Annotated in this window: 13 protein-coding genes and 1 pseudogene; 7 read left to right on the top strand and 7 right to left on the bottom strand. The window is 68.2% G+C overall.

All coding sequences use genetic code 11. The features are described from left to right. Nucleotides 1–178 precede the first annotated feature (178 nt). Together F8M74_RS37990 and F8M74_RS22885 are read right to left on the bottom strand one after the other, a co-directional pair. A pseudogene (locus F8M74_RS37990) lies at nt 179–313 on the bottom strand (IS630 family transposase); the annotation flags it as partial. Between the two features lie 164 nt (nt 314–477). Next, nucleotides 478–1,791: a hypothetical protein gene (locus tag F8M74_RS22885; RefSeq protein WP_141257332.1), complete on the bottom strand. Its 1,314-nt coding sequence runs from the start codon at nt 1,789–1,791 to the stop codon at nt 478–480. Nucleotides 1,792–2,379: 588 nt separating this feature from the next. Between F8M74_RS22885 and F8M74_RS22890 the strand changes: the two genes are divergently transcribed. Next, nucleotides 2,380–3,123 carry a hypothetical protein gene (locus tag F8M74_RS22890; RefSeq protein ID WP_228559950.1) on the top strand — a complete coding sequence of 248 codons (744 nt, stop codon included), beginning with the start codon at nt 2,380–2,382 and terminating at the stop codon, nt 3,121–3,123. Nucleotides 3,124–3,243: 120 nt separating this feature from the next. Here the strand turns inward: F8M74_RS22890 and hflX are convergent, their stop codons facing one another. Beyond that, nucleotides 3,244–4,668 (bottom strand): GTPase HflX, encoded by a 1,425-nt coding sequence (gene hflX, locus F8M74_RS22895; RefSeq protein ID WP_163884543.1) that lies wholly within the window; start codon nt 4,666–4,668, stop codon nt 3,244–3,246. 174 nt (nt 4,669–4,842) lie between these two features. Here hflX and F8M74_RS22900 point away from each other — a divergent pair, with 174 nt between their 5' ends. Both F8M74_RS22900 and F8M74_RS22905 read left to right on the top strand, forming a co-directional pair. Continuing rightward, nucleotides 4,843–6,114, top strand: coding sequence for a DEAD/DEAH box helicase (locus F8M74_RS22900; protein WP_141257329.1), 1,272 nt, complete (start codon nt 4,843–4,845; stop codon nt 6,112–6,114). 149 nt (nt 6,115–6,263) lie between these two features. Then, nucleotides 6,264–7,169, top strand: coding sequence for an RluA family pseudouridine synthase (locus F8M74_RS22905; protein ID WP_141257328.1), 906 nt, complete (start codon nt 6,264–6,266; stop codon nt 7,167–7,169). Nucleotides 7,170–7,178: 9 nt separating this feature from the next. On the opposite strand, the gene F8M74_RS22910 is transcribed toward F8M74_RS22905, so the two are convergent. Continuing rightward, a complete protein-coding gene (locus tag F8M74_RS22910) occupies nt 7,179–7,478 on the bottom strand; it encodes a hypothetical protein (protein WP_141257327.1) in 300 nt (99 codons plus the stop codon). A gap of 230 nt (nt 7,479–7,708) precedes the next feature. Between F8M74_RS22910 and F8M74_RS22915 the strand changes: the two genes are divergently transcribed. Together F8M74_RS22915 and F8M74_RS22920 are read left to right on the top strand one after the other, a co-directional pair. Next, the gene (locus F8M74_RS22915) at nt 7,709–9,442 is read left to right on the top strand and encodes an FG-GAP-like repeat-containing protein (protein WP_141257326.1); all 1,734 of its coding nucleotides are present in this window, start codon (nt 7,709–7,711) and stop codon (nt 9,440–9,442) included. Nucleotides 9,443–9,844: 402 nt separating this feature from the next. Next, nucleotides 9,845–11,710, top strand: coding sequence for a hypothetical protein (locus tag F8M74_RS22920; RefSeq protein ID WP_228559964.1), 1,866 nt, complete (start codon nt 9,845–9,847; stop codon nt 11,708–11,710). 585 nt (nt 11,711–12,295) lie between these two features. Here F8M74_RS22920 and F8M74_RS22925 read toward each other — a convergent pair. Both F8M74_RS22925 and F8M74_RS22930 read right to left on the bottom strand, forming a co-directional pair. Continuing rightward, nucleotides 12,296–12,604: an endonuclease V gene (locus F8M74_RS22925; protein ID WP_228565722.1), complete on the bottom strand. Its 309-nt coding sequence runs from the start codon at nt 12,602–12,604 to the stop codon at nt 12,296–12,298. A gap of 63 nt (nt 12,605–12,667) precedes the next feature. Then, complete coding sequence (locus F8M74_RS22930; protein ID WP_141256383.1) at nt 12,668–13,939, bottom strand: DUF1444 family protein; 1,272 nt, start codon at nt 13,937–13,939, stop codon at nt 12,668–12,670. A 282-nt stretch (nt 13,940–14,221) separates the two neighbouring features. Between F8M74_RS22930 and F8M74_RS22935 the strand changes: the two genes are divergently transcribed. Next, nucleotides 14,222–14,392: a hypothetical protein gene (locus F8M74_RS22935; RefSeq protein ID WP_203330818.1), complete on the top strand. Its 171-nt coding sequence runs from the start codon at nt 14,222–14,224 to the stop codon at nt 14,390–14,392. 156 nt (nt 14,393–14,548) lie between these two features. Further along, nucleotides 14,549–15,139 (top strand): GrpB family protein, encoded by a 591-nt coding sequence (locus tag F8M74_RS22940; RefSeq protein ID WP_171410358.1) that lies wholly within the window; start codon nt 14,549–14,551, stop codon nt 15,137–15,139. A gap of 113 nt (nt 15,140–15,252) precedes the next feature. Here the strand turns inward: F8M74_RS22940 and F8M74_RS22945 are convergent, their stop codons facing one another. Continuing rightward, nucleotides 15,253–15,804 carry a hypothetical protein gene (locus F8M74_RS22945; protein WP_228559948.1) on the bottom strand — a complete coding sequence of 184 codons (552 nt, stop codon included), beginning with the start codon at nt 15,802–15,804 and terminating at the stop codon, nt 15,253–15,255. Nucleotides 15,805–16,073 lie beyond the last annotated feature (269 nt).

Genomic DNA, 16,073 nt, shown 5'->3' on the forward strand with positions numbered 1-16,073 from the left:
AAGGAAGTTCCTCGAATCGCAGGCTGCGGCTCCTGGCGAGTCCATCGTGGTCCTCGCTGACGCGCCCTCCCGCAGCCACTTCCCATCACCCAGCCGGTCCGAAACGAGCCCGGGCTCCATCAACCACCGTGCTCAGCACAAGGAGCCAGCGGATTTGGAGCCACTGGTGGTTGGCCCACCGCTCCCAGGCGTCTGTCTCCTGAGCGAGTTTGTCGAGGGTTGGGATGCGCCGACCGCCCAGGCACTGACGTGAGAGCAGGGAGATCTCTACCTCCGCCTGATTGAGCCAACTGCCATGCACGGGCGTGACATGCACGGTGAAGCGACGCCAGCACCCGCCTCCTGCATTCACACCTCACGCAGCCCGGAGGATGACACAGCGAGTCCCCGAACTGCGGCCCCTCGCTTGCCCATCTGAAGCGGCTCCGAGGGACGTCTTCAAACCAGGGGATGCTGGCGCAGGGCCGCACCACGGGCTCAGAGCATGTTGGCGATGTCCTTCACCGGCTGCGGCGCGGCCTCGGTGCTCCCCAGCGCGCCCATGGCGCCTCCGAAGATCATGGATGCCGGGTTGACGCGGCCCTTGCCAACAGCCCCGAGGACGCCCTCCGCGGCGCCCTTCAAGGTGTTGAAGTAGCCCTTCGCGGCGCCCTCGAAGACGCCCTTGACGCCGCCCTCCGAGTTGCCGATTCCCGTCAGGACGTTGCTGACTCCCGGCAGGAACCACAGGCGCTTGCCCGCCTCACCCGCGAACCATTGGAAGTTGTCCTTGTTGCTTCCGTCCGCCTTGACGTGGGTGTCCTTCGTGGTCGGCAATTGGTGCTCACCCAGGAAGGAGTACCCCTTCTCTGCGAAGTCCTTCACCATGCCGGCCTCGGTGCCGTGCCGCGCATCTCCATCCTTGGTGATGCCCTCGATGTTGCCGTCGCCCTTGCCGTTCTGGACCTTGTTCGACCGGTCCCCACCGTTGGAGGCCTTGGCGCTGTCGATGAACTCCAGCACCTTGGCCAGACGGTAGACGGCGTCGGGGTTCTGCCTCGCGTCCTTCAGGTCGAGCTTGGGGTCGATGCCCGTCTGTTTGCAGAGCTGGTCGAACTTGATGTCCTTCTGGCGGCCCAGGTTCTTCAGCGCGGGGGTGTCATCGACAATCTGCGCCGCCGTCCGCTTGTCTCCAGCCGGGCGCTTGTCCTTGGCGCTCGGGACGCCGGAACCGGAGGCATCGAGAGCCGGCTCGGGCGCCGGATTGAGGTTCTGCAGGCTCTCGAGGTTCCTGGGAAGCCCGCGGGGCGCGAAGGTGGCGGGTTCGTTGATTGGCCCCTGCGCCCCCGGAAACACCGGTGCGTTGAAGAACTGCGGGTGGGTGATGGCGCGCGTCTCGAACCCATCCATCGAGTTGACGTGGCCCATGGGCACGCCACCGGCATGGAGCGGCGACACAGGACCGAAGTTGCCCATGGGCGGGAGCGCGGGCCCCGGACCAAAGCCACCCACGGATTGGAGCGCCGCGGGACCGAAGTCAGCCACGGTCTGGAGCGCTGCGGGGCCGTAGTCGGCCACGGCCTGGAGCGCCCCCTCCCGGCCGAAGGTCCGTCCGGGCGCGCCCGCGGACTGGAACGAATCCACCGGGCCGGAGGGCCGCGCGGGGAGGTTCGCGGCGTTCTGGGAGACGCGCCCGCCCTTGTCCGGAACGGGCCCAGCCGAGGGCGACGGCTTCGGGGCCGTGGGAGAGGACTGCGCAGCGCCCGTACGAATGGAGGAGAACGAGGGGGCCTTGGCCTTGACGCCGATCATGGGAATCACCTGGTTTCTGACAGCGAAGGAGGTTTGCTGCGGCGAGTCTGTCCCGCCCATGCGCTGTCTCACTGCAGCGCCCATGCCACCTTAGGCATTCAACGCAACATGCTGATCTCACATGGCTGCGATGACTTCGGAGCCCCCGTGTGAGGCGTTGGGCCGGTGACCGCAGTCACCAGGCGGATGGCGCCAGTCACCACCGAGGGGCCGTCACCCCAAGCGCCGCCACATCAGCGACATCCACCGAGGTGTCGCGAGCTCCAGGGACGACCTGGCTGCGGCCCCAGGACCTCTACTGGAGCGTATTGGCGGCATGGAAGCCATGTCGTGGGCAGGCCCAAGTGCTCCAGCATCGCGCGCCCCCCTCCCGCGTCCATCGACATCACCTCCAAGCTGACGACCTGCGCCGCCGATACCGCACCAGTCCCAGGTTTCGAGAAACGCCCGGGACAGCCCCGTCCCCGAGACTTCCGGGGGCGGGCCTTTTCGTGTCAGGATTGAATGAGCAACCGGCGCACGCGTCGATGCGCCACTCCGCCGGGCTTCACCAGCGCGGACCCATTCCCCTTCCTAGGAGCAAACCTCATGAAGCGGCTCATCCAGGGACTGTCCCTGACGTCTCTGTGTCTCTCTCTGGCGGCTTGTGGTGCCAACAAGTTCTACACGCTGCCCGTCGACTCGCATGACGCCTCGACGACCAAGACGTCCATCGGCGTCTGCGCCCTGGAGAGCGGTCTCGAGTCGCAGTCCATGGACAACACGGCCATCGCCGTCACCTACGATGCGACCTCCACGATGTATTACCGTTACAATGGGAGGGACGCGTACACCTTCCAGGTCTCCGTGGACGACAAGCAGGTTCCTCCGGAGGAGCTGGAGGCGAAGCTCGCCACGGTGCGCAAGAAGGGCGAGGAGCTGTACCTCTGCGCCCAGGACCGCATCAACCCGCGCTACGTCGCCGCCCCTACCCACGCGCCCGCGCAGACGAACGTCACCATCAACCTGAACGCCCCGGACGCGAACTCGCGGGACTCCCTGTCCGCTGGCGCGTCGGTGTCGACGAACACGAACACGGCCTCTGCCTCGACGACGTCCTCCTCCGCGTCGGTGGACCTGGGCGATGGCACCTGCGCCCGCGCCGTAGACTGCTATGCGCGGCTGGCCAAGACGGTCTGCGAGGGCGCGCAGGAATGCAGCTTCAAGGTGGAGATGTCCGGCAACGATGAGGCGAGCTGCCGTGACGCGCTGCTCCGCGTCCCGGACCTGATTCAGCCGTTCAAGATGATTCGCCCCAACCTCTCCGCGCCGGCCGTCTGCCGCGCCGAGTAGTCCGCCGGAACAGCCCGCCTCCGGTGCCGTGCCGGAGCGCGGGCGTCAGCGGCCTCCGGTTTCCGGCCCGTGAGGCAGGCGGAGTGGACTACCTTAGCTGGGGTGGCCCCCAGGGAAGGCCTACTCCTGGAACGTCTGGGTGAGCTTCGCGATGGCCCCTGGCAGCCCCCGCACGCGCAGCCGGCTGCCGCTCTCGTCGTAGGCCTGGGACACCACCGTGGTGTGCTCGTACACCTCGCTGATGCGCCCCTGCCGGGAGTAGGGAATCACCAGGTCCGCCTCCACCATCGAGGACTCGAAGAAGGCGATGATGTTCTTGCGCAGCATCGCCACGTCGTCCGGCATGTGCGCGGAGAGCATCAGGGCGTCCGGGTGCTTCGCGAGCAGCGCTTCCTTCGCCGCCGCGTCCAGCCGGTCCGCCTTGTTGAAGAGCAGCTTGCTCGGTACGGCGTCCGCGCCGATATCCCGGAGCACCGTGCGGGTGACCTCCAGCTGCGCGGCCCACGTGGGGTCCGACGCATCCACCACGTAGAGCAGCAGTGACGCTTCCAGGGCCTCGTCCAGCGTGGAGCGGAAGGACGCGACCAGGTCGTGCGGCAGCTTCTGGATGAAGCCCACCGTGTCGGAGACCAGGATGCGCGGACGGGTCTCCGGCTGCATCGCGCGCACCGTGGTGTCGAGCGTGGCGAAGAGCTGGTCCGCGACCAGCACCGTGCTGCCCGTCAACGCACGCATCAGCGAGGACTTGCCCGCGTTCGTGTAGCCCACCAGCGCCACCCGCAGCAGGTCCCTTCGCGCGTAGCGGCGGTGGTCCTGGTCCTTCTGGATGGCCGCCAATCCCTCGCGCAGCTCCGCCAGCCGGTCGCGAATCTTGCGGCGGTCCAGCTCCAGCGCCGAGTCACCCGCGCCACGCCCCTGCTGTCGCTCACGGCCTCCGGTGGATTCGCGCAGCCGGGGGGCCAGGTAGTTGAGCCGGGCGATCTCCACCTGCATCCGCGCTTCGTGGCTCTTCGCGTGCCGGTGGAAGATGTCGACAATCACGCCCGCGCGGTCCAGCACCATCGCGCCGGTGGCCTTCTCCAGGTTGCGCAGCTGGCCAGGCGACAGCTCGTGGTCCACGACCACCACGGTGGGCCGGGGCTCCGCCTTGTCGTCTTCTTCCGAAGGCGGAGGCAGCAGCGCGTCCTCCGGCTCCACGCCGTCGGCCTCCTCTTCGACGGCCTCGCCCTCGGGGTCGGGCTCCGTGTTGGCGACGGCCTCCCACTTCTCACGGGCCTTCGACGTCCGGTCGCTCGCCCCGGACGCAATCACGCCCGTGCCTCCGGTGAGGGCCGCCAGCTCCTTGAGCTTGCCCGTCCCGAGCACCGTGCCCGTGGCCAGCCGCGTCCGCTTCTGGGACACGGTCGCCACCGTGTCATACCCCAGCGTGTGCACCAGCCTGCGCAGCTCCGCGAAGTCCGCGGCGTGCTCTTCGTCCGAGACGCCCGGAAGCTGGACACCGACGAGGACGGCACGCTGACGTTCAGGGAGGGTAGATATCGCCATGAGCATGCTCGTAACACGTCGGGCCGTCCCGCGACGGGGCGAGTCCACGCCCCCCGCCCCCCACCGGGTCCGGGCGACACCTTGCCTGGATGAGGAGGGGGCAGGAATGCCGGGGGCGGACCTCCCGGGTAGGGTAGGCTTCCGCGTCCTCGCGCCACCCAAGGCTTCCATCCCATGACATTCGCTTCGCTCGGCCTGTCGGACGCGCTCACCCGCTCCGTGGCCGGACTCAGATACGACGAACCCACGCCGGTGCAGCGCGCGACCATCCCCGTGGTCCTGCGAGGTGGCGACGTCTGGGCTTCGGCGAAGACGGGCTCGGGGAAGACCGCCGCGTTCCTGCTGCCCATCCTGGAAGCCCTGCGGGCGCGTCCCGGAGGGTCGGTCCGACCGGTGCGGGCCTTCATCCTGGTGCCCACGCGGGAGCTCGCCGCGCAGATCCTCGATTCCATCCAGCGGTACGGCCAACACCTGAAGAAACCGCTGAAGACCTGCCTCGCGGTCGGTGGCGTCTCCGCCAACCCGCAGATGCTGGCGCTGCGGGGCGGCGCGGACATCGTCGTGGCCACGCCCGGCCGCGCGCTGGACCTGGTGCATCAGAACGCGCTCCGGCTGGACCAGGTGGAGACGCTGGTGCTCGACGAGGCCGACCGGCTGTTCTCGTTGGGCTTCGCCGATGAGCTCAACAGCCTGCTGGCGCTGCTGCCCGCGCGCCGCCAGAACCTGTTGTTCTCCGCCACCTTCCCGCCCGCGGTGCGAAAGTTCGCGGAGCAGCTGCTTCACGAGCCCACGCGCATCGACGTCGATGACGGGGAGCTGCCCTCGACGGAGTTCATCCTCCAGCGGGCCCTCCAGGTGGATGTGCCCCGGCGCACGATGCTGCTGCGGCACCTGTTGGAAACACATGCGTGGAGCCATGTGCTCACGTTCGTGGCCAGTCGCTACACGGCGGACCATGTCGCGCTGAAGCTGAACCGCGCCGGCATCGTCGCGACGTCATTGCATGGGGAACTCAGCCAGGGCGCGCGCACGCAGGCGCTCGCGGACTTCAAGACGAAGCGCGTGCGCGTGCTCGTGGCCACGGACGTCGCCGCTCGCGGCCTGGACATCGCGCAGTTGCCGGCGGTCGTGAACTACGACCTGCCCCGCTCGACCGTGGACTACGTGCATCGCATCGGCCGCACGGGGCGCGCGGGCGACAAGGGCGTGGCGATCAGCTTCGTCAGCGCGGACACCGAAGCCCACTTCCGACTCATCGAGAAACGCCACCAGCTCGACCTCCCGCGCGAGCAGGTGCCGGGCTTCGAGCCGACGGAAGAGGTCTCGACGACCACCCCGCCCCAGGATCCGAACGGCGGCGTGAAGGGTCGGCGCAAGAGCAAGAAGGACAAGCTGCGCGAAGCCGCCGCTGCCGCCGCCACTCACCCTCCGAAGCGCGGGCCGTAGCGGCTCCTGCTCCCGCGTGTCCAGCAGGCCCACGTGCGGGTGAGTCCCCCGTGGAATCACCCCTTCGTGGGCGGTGAGCCAGACGCGGAGTACGGCGAAGGGAGGCGGAGTGCCTCCCACCGCGAGCCCACGCGATGTAGGGTACGCGAGTGCTGCTCAACGACGGCTATGTGTATCGCGAGAAGCTCGGGCGCCGACCGGGCAGCAGCGCGCTCGCCCATCTGACGGACAAGTATCGTCACTCCTCGGAGGAGGAGTGGCGGGCACGCTTCGCGCGGGGCGAGGTGCGACTCGACGACGTCACCGCCGACGGCTCGGAGCCGCTGAGACCGGGGCAGTGGCTGTGCTGGCACCGCCCGCCGTGGGAGGAGGCGGACACTCCGCAGTCCTTCGAGCTCGTGTACGAGGACGCGGAGTTGGTCGTCGTGGTGAAGCCGAGCGGACTGCCAACCCTGCCCTCGGGAGGCTTCCTGAAGAACACCCTGCTCTCCTTCGTCCAGGCACGATGGCCGGAGGCGGTTCCGATGCACCGTCTGGGACGCGCGACGTCGGGCCTCGTGCTCTTCACCCGCACCCGCGACGCAGCCGCGCGCCTGGCGAGCGATTGGCGCGAGGGCCGCGTGCACAAGCGCTACCGCGCACTCTCCCAGGGACTCGCCGCCCAGGAGTCCTACGACATCCGCGCGCCCATCGGGTTGGTGCCCCATCCGCGGCTGGGCGAAGTCCATGGTGCCAGTGCGCGGGGAAAGCCCTCACACAGCACGGCCCGCGTGCTGGAGCGGCGCACCGAGCACACCCTCTTCGAGGTGGACATCCACACGGGGCGCTCCGAGCAGATCCGCATCCACCTCGCCTTCATCGGCCACCCGCTCGTGGGGGACCCGCTCTTCGGCGTGGGCGGCCTGCCGCTGGCGGAGAACCCCGGCCTGCCCGGAGACGGCGGCTATCTGCTGCACGCGGAGTCGCTCACCTTCCTGCATCCGCGCTCGGGCGAGCACGCTCAGCTTCAGGCGCCACCCCCGCTCGAGCTCCGCGTCCAGGACTCCTGGCGGTAGCGCCCGGACTCATTCCTCGAGCCACGCGTGCACGCCGGCCACCGGGGGCCGCGCGATGACCTGTTCGGCAGTGGGGACTCGGACCGCCCGAAGGTGCGGTACGGCCAGGACGTCGTCGGTCGGGATGGAGCGGAAGACACGGTCCCCCATCTTCCGGAGGCCCACCGTGAACAGAACGCCCAGCCCGAGTCCCAGCACCACGCCCAATCCTAGACGGGCGCCGCCTCCGCCCTCGAGGGTGGAGGCAATCGACAACAGGCTCAGCATGGCCCACAGGCTCACCATGAAAACCTCGTCACTGCTGGTCATGGCCCCTGCCCAGGGGTTCGTGCAACCGGCGGTGTGCCTGAAGTAGCACGAGCAGGGGCTTTTGCCTTTGTGCAGGGAATGGGCAGTCGTGCCTTGACCTTCACAGTCCCTGTGCCACGCGCTGCACGCCTCGCGGGCGGACTTCCGAGCTGTGCCTCACGACGCCTGGGGCATATGGTTTGCCTTTACAGGCCACGCATGGCCGGCCGGAGCCAACTGACCAGGGATGGATGATGCTTCAGGTGCATGAGCGCGGCCTCGCTGCCGCACTGTTGATGGGACTCCTCGCGGCGTGCTCTGGTTCCAGCTCGGAGGGTGGGGACAAGGACCCTCCGCCGAGGCCGGAGCCCACGGTGACGACTCCAGGGCCACCGATGGACGTCCAGGCCACACCAGGCATCCGGTCCGCGCAGGTGAGCTGGCAGGCGCCCACGTCGAACGGCGGCGGCGCCATCGTGAAGTACACGGTGACGGGCTCCGGGGGCATCACCGCCACGACGACAGGCGCCACGCAAGTGGTTGTGTCCGGCCTCTCCGACGGCACGAGCTATACCTTCCAGGTTCGCGCCACCAACGCGGCCGGAGATGGGCCTGAGTCGGGCGCTTCCATCGCCGTGACGACCCACGAACTGCCGAGCGCCCCGCGAATCATCGATGTCGTCTCCCTCAACACGGCGCTGCAGGTGAGCTGGGAGCCTCCGACCTCGGACGGAAGGGTGACGGTTCACTCCTATTCTGTCGAGCTCCTCGCGGGGACCGTCCAGCGCTCCGTGTCGGCGCAGGGCACGAGCGTGGAGCTCACGGGGCTGAGGCCGGATACGGAGTACCAGGTCGTGGTCCGGGCGGTGAATGCAGTGGGAATGGGGCCACCCTCGGCGCCGCGACTGTCGAAGACACGCTGTGACAATGTCGGGCTGACGAAGCTCCCCCAGGTCTCCGTGGAGGCCGAGCTCCGGGGATTGGTGGCGGGGGACTTCGACAAAGACGGGAAGCTGGACCTCGCCGGGACGCGGATGGCCGAGAGGACCGTCGCCACCTTTCTCGGGCAGGGGGATGGGAGCTTCCGCAGGCACGGGGAGTTCGCGGTGGGCGCGGACCCGAAGAGCGTCCTCACGGGGGACTTCGACGGCGACACGCTGCTGGACCTGGTGGTGCTCAACACCCGGAGTCAGTCGGTGAGCGTGCTGCCCGGCCTGGGGAATGGCGACTTCGGGGCGGGACGCAGCATCCTCACGGGCGCGGGCCCCTGGGCGATGACGACGGCGGACTTCGATGGAGATGGGAACCGGGATGTCTTCACAGTCAATACGAGCCTCGCGACGGGGTCCTCGACGCTGAGCTGGATGAAAGGCAACGGGATGGGCTCACTCACCCGGCTGGATTTCCCCCTGTCCTTCGCCGCGCTCACCGTCACCACCGCGGACTTCGATGGGGACGGTCACCTGGACGTGGTGATGCCCGCCTCGCTCGTCTCCGAGTTCTATATCTACTTTGGCGCGGGCGATGGCTCGTTCCGCGCGGCGTTCCGGTATTCCGCCCAGAACGAGCCCAGGCATGTGGCCGCGGCGGACTTCAACAACGATGGCAGAGCGGACCTGTTGATGACCAGCAAGGGAGACTCATTCAACGAGCCCGCGGTGAGCGTGAGACTGGGGCGCGGCGACGGCACGTTCGAGGCCGCGAAGGACTTCGACGTGCTGGGGGAGGTGGGTGAGCTGGCCGTGGCGGACTTCGACCAGGACGGGTGGTTGGACGTCGCCGTGACGAATACGGCCAAGACCAGGGTCAGCTTCCTGCGTGGCCTGGGCGATGGTTCGCTCTCGGCGAGACAAGACGTACTCCTGGGCGGCGCGCCGCTGGGGCTCGCGGCTGGGAACTTCAGCGGCGGTGACAAGCTCGAGCTGATGGTGAGCCAGGAAGGCAGCGCCTCCCTCACGATGCTGACGACGAACTGCCTGCCCTGAAGCGTCCTCGGGTACGGCCCCCGCTTCGGTGGTGTCACCGAAGCGGGGGATGCGCGGGAGCGGGGCTCAGCCCATGTGCGCACCCGCGGACTCCTGGTCCAGCTCCCGCGGCCGGGCGAGGTGCCGGTGGGCGCTCACCCGCGTCCATGGGGTGTCGAAGCCCTCCTTCGACATCACGGCTCGTGGCGTCCTGGATGGACGATGACAATTGCCATCGGGTAGACGCTGTCGCCGGAGTTCACATCAGGAGCGTGTGTGCGAATCCAGGGGTTGCGGGGGCTGGCGGCTCGAATCGATGCCGCTGGAGCCTCTCGGAAGAAGTGGTCCGCCGGTCGATTGGAAGGGCAGTCCCTCCCGGTAGGAGAGCTCCTCCAAGAGCTGCAGCGGCGTCCCTTGTTCGACGTGTCGACCCTCATCTGCCCTATCGAGCTGAGCTGCGCCGTGCCGGAGGCGGACGCTCCGGCGCAGCGCGCGATGCTCGAGGCGCTGCTCGATTGGACCCTGCGGCTCGGGGGGCGTGGAGAGCTGGCGGAGTTCACCCTCGACGGCGAGGTGCGCTGCTTCCTCTGGGAGGGAAAGAAGCGCGCGCTCCCGGTGGCTCACTCCGACCGCCGCGTGAAGACCGACTTCGTCATGCTGCAGAAACACTGCCGGGAAGCAGCGCTGAAGTACGTGCCACGCAAGGCCACCGTGTTGCGCTGCGCGTGTGGCACGGCCACCGCTCCGACCGCCGTGGCCTGCTCGAGCTGCGAGCGGGACTTCACCGCACCGATTGGCATCGAGTCACGTCCCGAGAACGATGAGTCCCTGCAACTGCTGCGCACCCGGCTGGTGAAGCTGAACATTCCGCTTCCCAAGAACGACGTCTTCCTCGCCAACATGTTCCAGCCGCGCAACGCGTTCGAGGCGCTGACGTACGAGGAGCTGCTGCCCAGGTTCGAGTTCGAGACGACGGACCCTCGCGAGCTGCGCCGTCGCATCGAGCTGCTCACGGAGGTGGAGACCTGGCCGAAGCGCTACTCGCCGCCGGGGCTGCTGGATGAGTCGAGCTTCGCCTCGTGGTGCGCGTCCCTGCGGACGCTGACGAAGCCCTCGGCACGCAAGCCCCTGGAGCGGCTGGCTCGGGAGCAAGGGCATCGGTTCAAGGAGATAGCGGCCGTGGCGCCCTGGGCTCCCGGGTGGCTCGCGGCGAGGGATGTCAGCGGGAGCTCGGTTCCAGGTTCGTACAGGTTCGAGCAGGTCAAGCAGGCCCTGGATTTCCTCCGGCGCCTCGCGGGGGCGAAGGTGGCGCTCTCCGCCGAGTTCCTGGGGGTGCTCCAGCACGTCGCGCCTGACCTTGTCACCGCGAAGGAGCAGAAGCTGCACGAGCAGGAGTTGGACCGCCGAGCCCTGAGTGACGGAACGGGCTTCGGAGACTACCTGAAGCGGCGGAGCGCGAAGGCGAAGTCGCAAGCCCATGCGCTCGCGGCGGTGCTCACAGAGGCGGGGAGTCCGGACGCGAAGGGCTCCGCGCCGAGCGCACGCGTGAACCTGGCGCGCGCCGTCGTCGAATGGCTGGTGGAGGGGCGCCGGCCCGAGCTGAAGGACGTCGAGGGCGACTGGCTGGTGGAGCAGTTCGAGGCGCTGAAGCGCGCGAAGCGCTTGCCGAAGGCCATCCTCGAGAGCGCGGAGCGAGCCCGCCTCCACCCCGCGCCCTTCGGGCTCACGGGCGCGCGCTGCTGGGACGTCCAGCCGGGTCGACTCTCCGCCGCGGACCTGAAGGCCCGGGCCGCCTGCCCCGAGTGCAACCGGCGGGTGAAGCCGAGCCGCGTACTGCACATTCCCTCGCTCGACGCTGGCATGGAGGCGCGCACCGTGCGCCTCTACGAGTGCGAGCCCTGTGACAGGTCCCTGCTGTTCGCCCGCGCGGTGAAGCCAGCCCGCGCCCCGAAGACGCCCGCGCGTGTCTTCGTCGAGTACCGGGACGCCGCCGCGCTGAAGAAGCCGTTTCCCAAGGGCTTCGTGCCGTGGCGGTACGAGCGCTTCCTCACGCGTCAACACGAGGGACATCCGCTCGCGCTTCAAATCGGCGGGCTGCCGCTGCTCCCGGAGGAGCATGACCCTGCCCTGGACATGGACCTGCGCTGTGGTCATCCCTTCGTCCGCGTGCGCATCCACACGCGTGCGTTGGACCTTCAGCCGGGGTTCGGGGGTGGTGCCATCGTGGGCGGGGTGTGCCTGACGCCCGGATGCAAGAAGCCAGATGTCCGGAACGTGCGCGACGACTGAATTCCCGCGGGAAGACGGGACGAAATCCGGCCCGGTCGTCCTGGATGGACATGAAGACCTCAAGGAAGTCGGGTGTCGCGTCCACGCGCTCCAACTCGTGGAGGCGGCGCTGGAGGAGGGCCGGGGCCCTCTCGCCGGGCCCGCATCGCACCTGCCGTGGGCAGGCAAGGTGCTTCAGAATCGCTCGCCCCCTCCCACCTCCTTCACATACGCCAGCCCCCGCCTCCTGCCTCCACACCTCCCGCAGGCCAATACGTCGAAGTCGAAGGTCCTCCTCAGTAGTTCTGCCCAGTTCACTCGCGGCGTCCTCTCCTCATCGGCTCATTCCTGGCCGCGGCCTCGAGCGCTACCCTCCCCTCCTCCTCTCCTGCTTGGGGGAGCAACTCCGTGTCGCAGGCGACCACCGGCGCGCGCAACAGGGCGAACCGTCCATCACCGCGTGTCAGCTCCGGACCCCACATCGCATCGCCCTGGCCCGTGGCCACCAGCAGCGCATCCAGATGTCCATCCTCGTTCTGCCGGAAGGAGAACGGGTCGATGGGAGCACCACGCGTGCGAAGCGCCCTAGGCGCTCCTCCGCACGTGTCAGGGGGCGTTCACGACGCGGCCCAGCGCCTCGTGCAAGTGGGCGCCGAGGCCCGGCTTGTCCTGGCCGAGCCAGACGTAGCCGTCGACGACGATGGCCTCCAAGGGCTCCGTCACGAGGGCGAGGACGCGCAGCAGATGGGGCAGCTCGCGGCGGAAGAACTGGCCGGGCTCGTACTCGGCCGCGCGCGGGCCACGGTCCACATGGTGCGTGGCCTCCGAGGCATCCACCCACTCGCGAAACAGGACACACGCGGCCACGGTGAGGTCTTCGCGGTAGTCCACATCCACGCAGGCGAGCATCGTCATCTCCTCCAGGCAGGCGGCCCCGGGCTGACGCGGAGGCCTCCGGCCCGCGACTTCGGGGACGGCTCAGGGGTCCGTGAAGCTGTTGAAGTCCACCTGGGCCGCGCGCAGCTGCTCGATGACCGAGTCCGCGGGCCACCCGGTGGTGCGGTGGCGCGGGGGCCACATCTTCGGCACGGGCGCGAGGCAGGACGTGGCGAGCCGCTTCACCTCGCGGAAGGGAACCATGAAGAAGTCCTTCTCGCCCACCTGGAGGGCCACCACGTCGGTCTCCGGGAGCAGCGAGTCCACCTCCTTGCCCCAGCTGCACCAGGTGATGGGCCGGTCGTCCGTCTTGCGCACGAGAGCGCCGAAGCTGGCGACGAACACATCCACGTCGTTCGCCTCGTTCCAGGCCTCGAGCTGCTCCTTCTGCGTGGCGTACTCACCCATGGCGAAGCGCACGTGGGCGCGGCGCACGCGCTGCGCGAGCTCGTCGTCGCCCCGGCGGTGGTAGGGCACCACGCGGCCCGCGTCGTCCACTGTGTAGAGGGCCGGAGTGATGCCGCGAGGGCTCGCCTCGAACTCCCGCTCGGCGAACTCGCACAGACGACTCAACTGGTCCGGGTCCCCGTCACCGGTGATGACGAGCGCCGCGCGCGTGGGAATGGCGGCAACGGGACGCCCCTTCACGCGGCCGGAGAAGGACGCGAGGAAGCCCGGGTGCAAGAGGCGCGAGGCCTCATACGTGTCGTTGGAGTCCACGGACCACAGCGGGCTGGGCTTCTCGTCCTGGAGCTCCACGCCCACCTCGTGGATGAGGTCCAGGTTGGCGAAGGCCGAGGTGAAGGCCTCCTCCTCGGTGACGCCCCATTCCTTCAGGTGGTCCTGCTGCACGTACATGGACGCGTCGGGCAGGTCCAACACCAGCAGCTCGCGCAGGAAGGGGATGGTGCGGCGCTCCACCAGGTGTTTCGCAGAGCCGTCCACTCCCGCGGGCAGCACGGTGCCGAATGTCGCCGAGCGCACCACGGGCAACAGCTTCTCCTGCGCCTCCTCCCACGTGACCTGGCTCGCGCCGCCTCCCTGGAATGCACCCAGGAAGCGACGGATGGTCTCGGCGCGATGCTCGGGAGACAGCTCACGCGTCTCCGCGAAGAGGTTGTCCAGGAACATCTGGATCTCCTCTCCGTTCTTCTTGAAGCGCAGCCCGTACTCCTCTGGCAGCCGCGCCACCTCGCTCACGGTGGAGTCGGCTCCGAGCGCTGACTCCACCTCGCGCAGCAGGTACTCCCGAGGACTCACCGACTCCTGTTCGTCCGACTTCTCCAGACCGAATAGCTTCTTCAAGAAACCCATGCGGGATTCCTACTACAGCCCCAGGTACGCGAGCAGCACTCCCATGTCCGCGGAGAGCGCCTCGGCGTATAGGCGGGATAGAAGCCATGTTGAGGGTGAGGGCTGGAGCGGAGGAGCCGAGAATGCCGCTGACGGGGGCCGCCCAAGCAGTGCGCCCGGCCTGTACACAGGCCGCTTGAGCCCCCTTGGGGACACGCCAACCCTGGCCGCCCTCCCATCAGGTGCGCGGCAGGGGCTTGGCTCTCTTGTCCCGGGCGGCTTGGACCTCAACACCACGCGGGAGTGAAGTGGCTGGACACCGTTCCGGAGTCGCGCGCGATCAACGAGGTCGGGCTGTTCGGCAACCAGAACACGGTTTGTCAGCCGACCACGCCGAAGTGGCGCTTTACCGTCGAGAAGCTAAAGACCCACTTCCGTCATTGGAATGCCCCGGCCGATACCGTTGGCCCGTGATCGCCGGAGGAGGTCATGCTCATCAGCGATACCGCGCGACCACTGACTCAACTCATGGAGTTGACGACATACGTCGGAGCTTACGGAAGGGCTCCGCGTCAGCGCATGGCGAGATTCGCATGGGCAACAACGCGAAGCTGAACAAGAATGCCCAGCATGCCACGCCCCGAAGACATCATGCGTCATTACGATGCCGACCCAGACGAGGACCCCTGGGTCAAAGGAAAACCCGCTCCTGAGAAAGTTGCAGTCGTTCCCTATGATGCCGGATGGCCGACACGCTACGCGGAGCTTGCCGTGGCCATCCAGGGTGTGATGGGCGCATCGGCCATGCAGGTCGAGCACGTCGGCTCGACCGCCGTGCCGGGCCTTCCCGCCAAGCCCATCATCGACATCGACCTCATCGTCGCCGACCCCACGCGCGAGGACGACTATGTGCCTGCCCTCGAGAGCCTGGGCTACGACCTCATCATCCGCGAGCCGTCCTGGCATCAGCACCGCTGCCTGCGGCTCGCCGCGCCACGCGTGAACCTGCATGTGTTCGGCCCGGACTGCCCCGAGGTGATTCGCCACGTCATGTTCCGCGACTGGCTGCGCGAGCACGACGACGACCGGCAGCGCTACGCGGCGGTCAAGTACACATCCGCCGAAGGCATGGACGATGTAATGGAATACAACCGCCGAAAGGAGCCGGTGATCCGCGACCTCTACGCGCGGCTCTTTCGCGCGGCGGGCTGGATTCGCTGAGGCGCGGCGCGTGCCGGTCGTCGTCGTGCTCGCCAGGCTCCGCCGGCTCCCCCAAACAGTCTCCGTAGAGGAACTGCGTCTCATCCGCATCGCGGAGGCTCAGAAGTGTCCCGTCACCCCGACGAGCCCACCCCTTGAGTCAGGCCCAGCACCGGAGCAGCCCGAGCTTCCGGCAGCTCAGCGCGCGCGGTCCCGTGCGAAGAGCTCGGCGATCGTGAAAGCCAGTAGCCCGTGAACGAACCGATGAGAGGAGTGACCAGCATCCCGACGGTGCCAATCCTCGCCACGCGATCGTGGCGGCTGGTCGTGAGCAAGGCGAATGGAACCGCTCCCAGTGCGGCGCCCAGGAAGGTGGGGCCGAAGTTGCCGCTCCCGTTGAACTTGTCCCCCGTGAGGTAGATGGCAAGCGACGTTCCGAGCGCGGTCCCCAGACGCATGGGAATCGCGAACACGAATGTGTCTCCGCAGCGCGTCAGCGAGCAGTTGCGATCCAGCACTGCGCCGACCAATCCTCCCACCAGCGCGCCAGTGAAGAGCCCGACGCCGCCCAGGAGCGTCCCGACGACCAGGTGCCCTCCAAGCGAGTAGTCATCATCCGGCGCCACCCCGGAGTCCTGCGTCGGCAAGGCTGTGGACGGTGACGCGGTGGAGGACTGTGACGCCATGTCCACACAGGAGGCTCGCGGACTTAATCTTTGGAAAGACCCTGCCCTCGCGCCAGCATCAGGCGCAGAGGGGGCAGTCGTAGACGTGCGGCGCGATGACCGCTCCACGGCAGGGACGATGTCCGGCTCCTGGCACGCCATGGGTGAGTCCGCACATGGAGAGGCACAAGTGTCGCTCTGGGTGAAACCCGAAGGCTCCCCCAAACAATCCAAGAATCTTGGAAGGGTGAAGCAACTCCACCGGGGAAGTCGCGAGAATGGGGGCAGGA

The sequence above is a fragment of the Myxococcus sp. CA023 genome, assembly GCF_010998615.1.
Classification (GTDB): domain Bacteria; phylum Myxococcota; class Myxococcia; order Myxococcales; family Myxococcaceae; genus Myxococcus.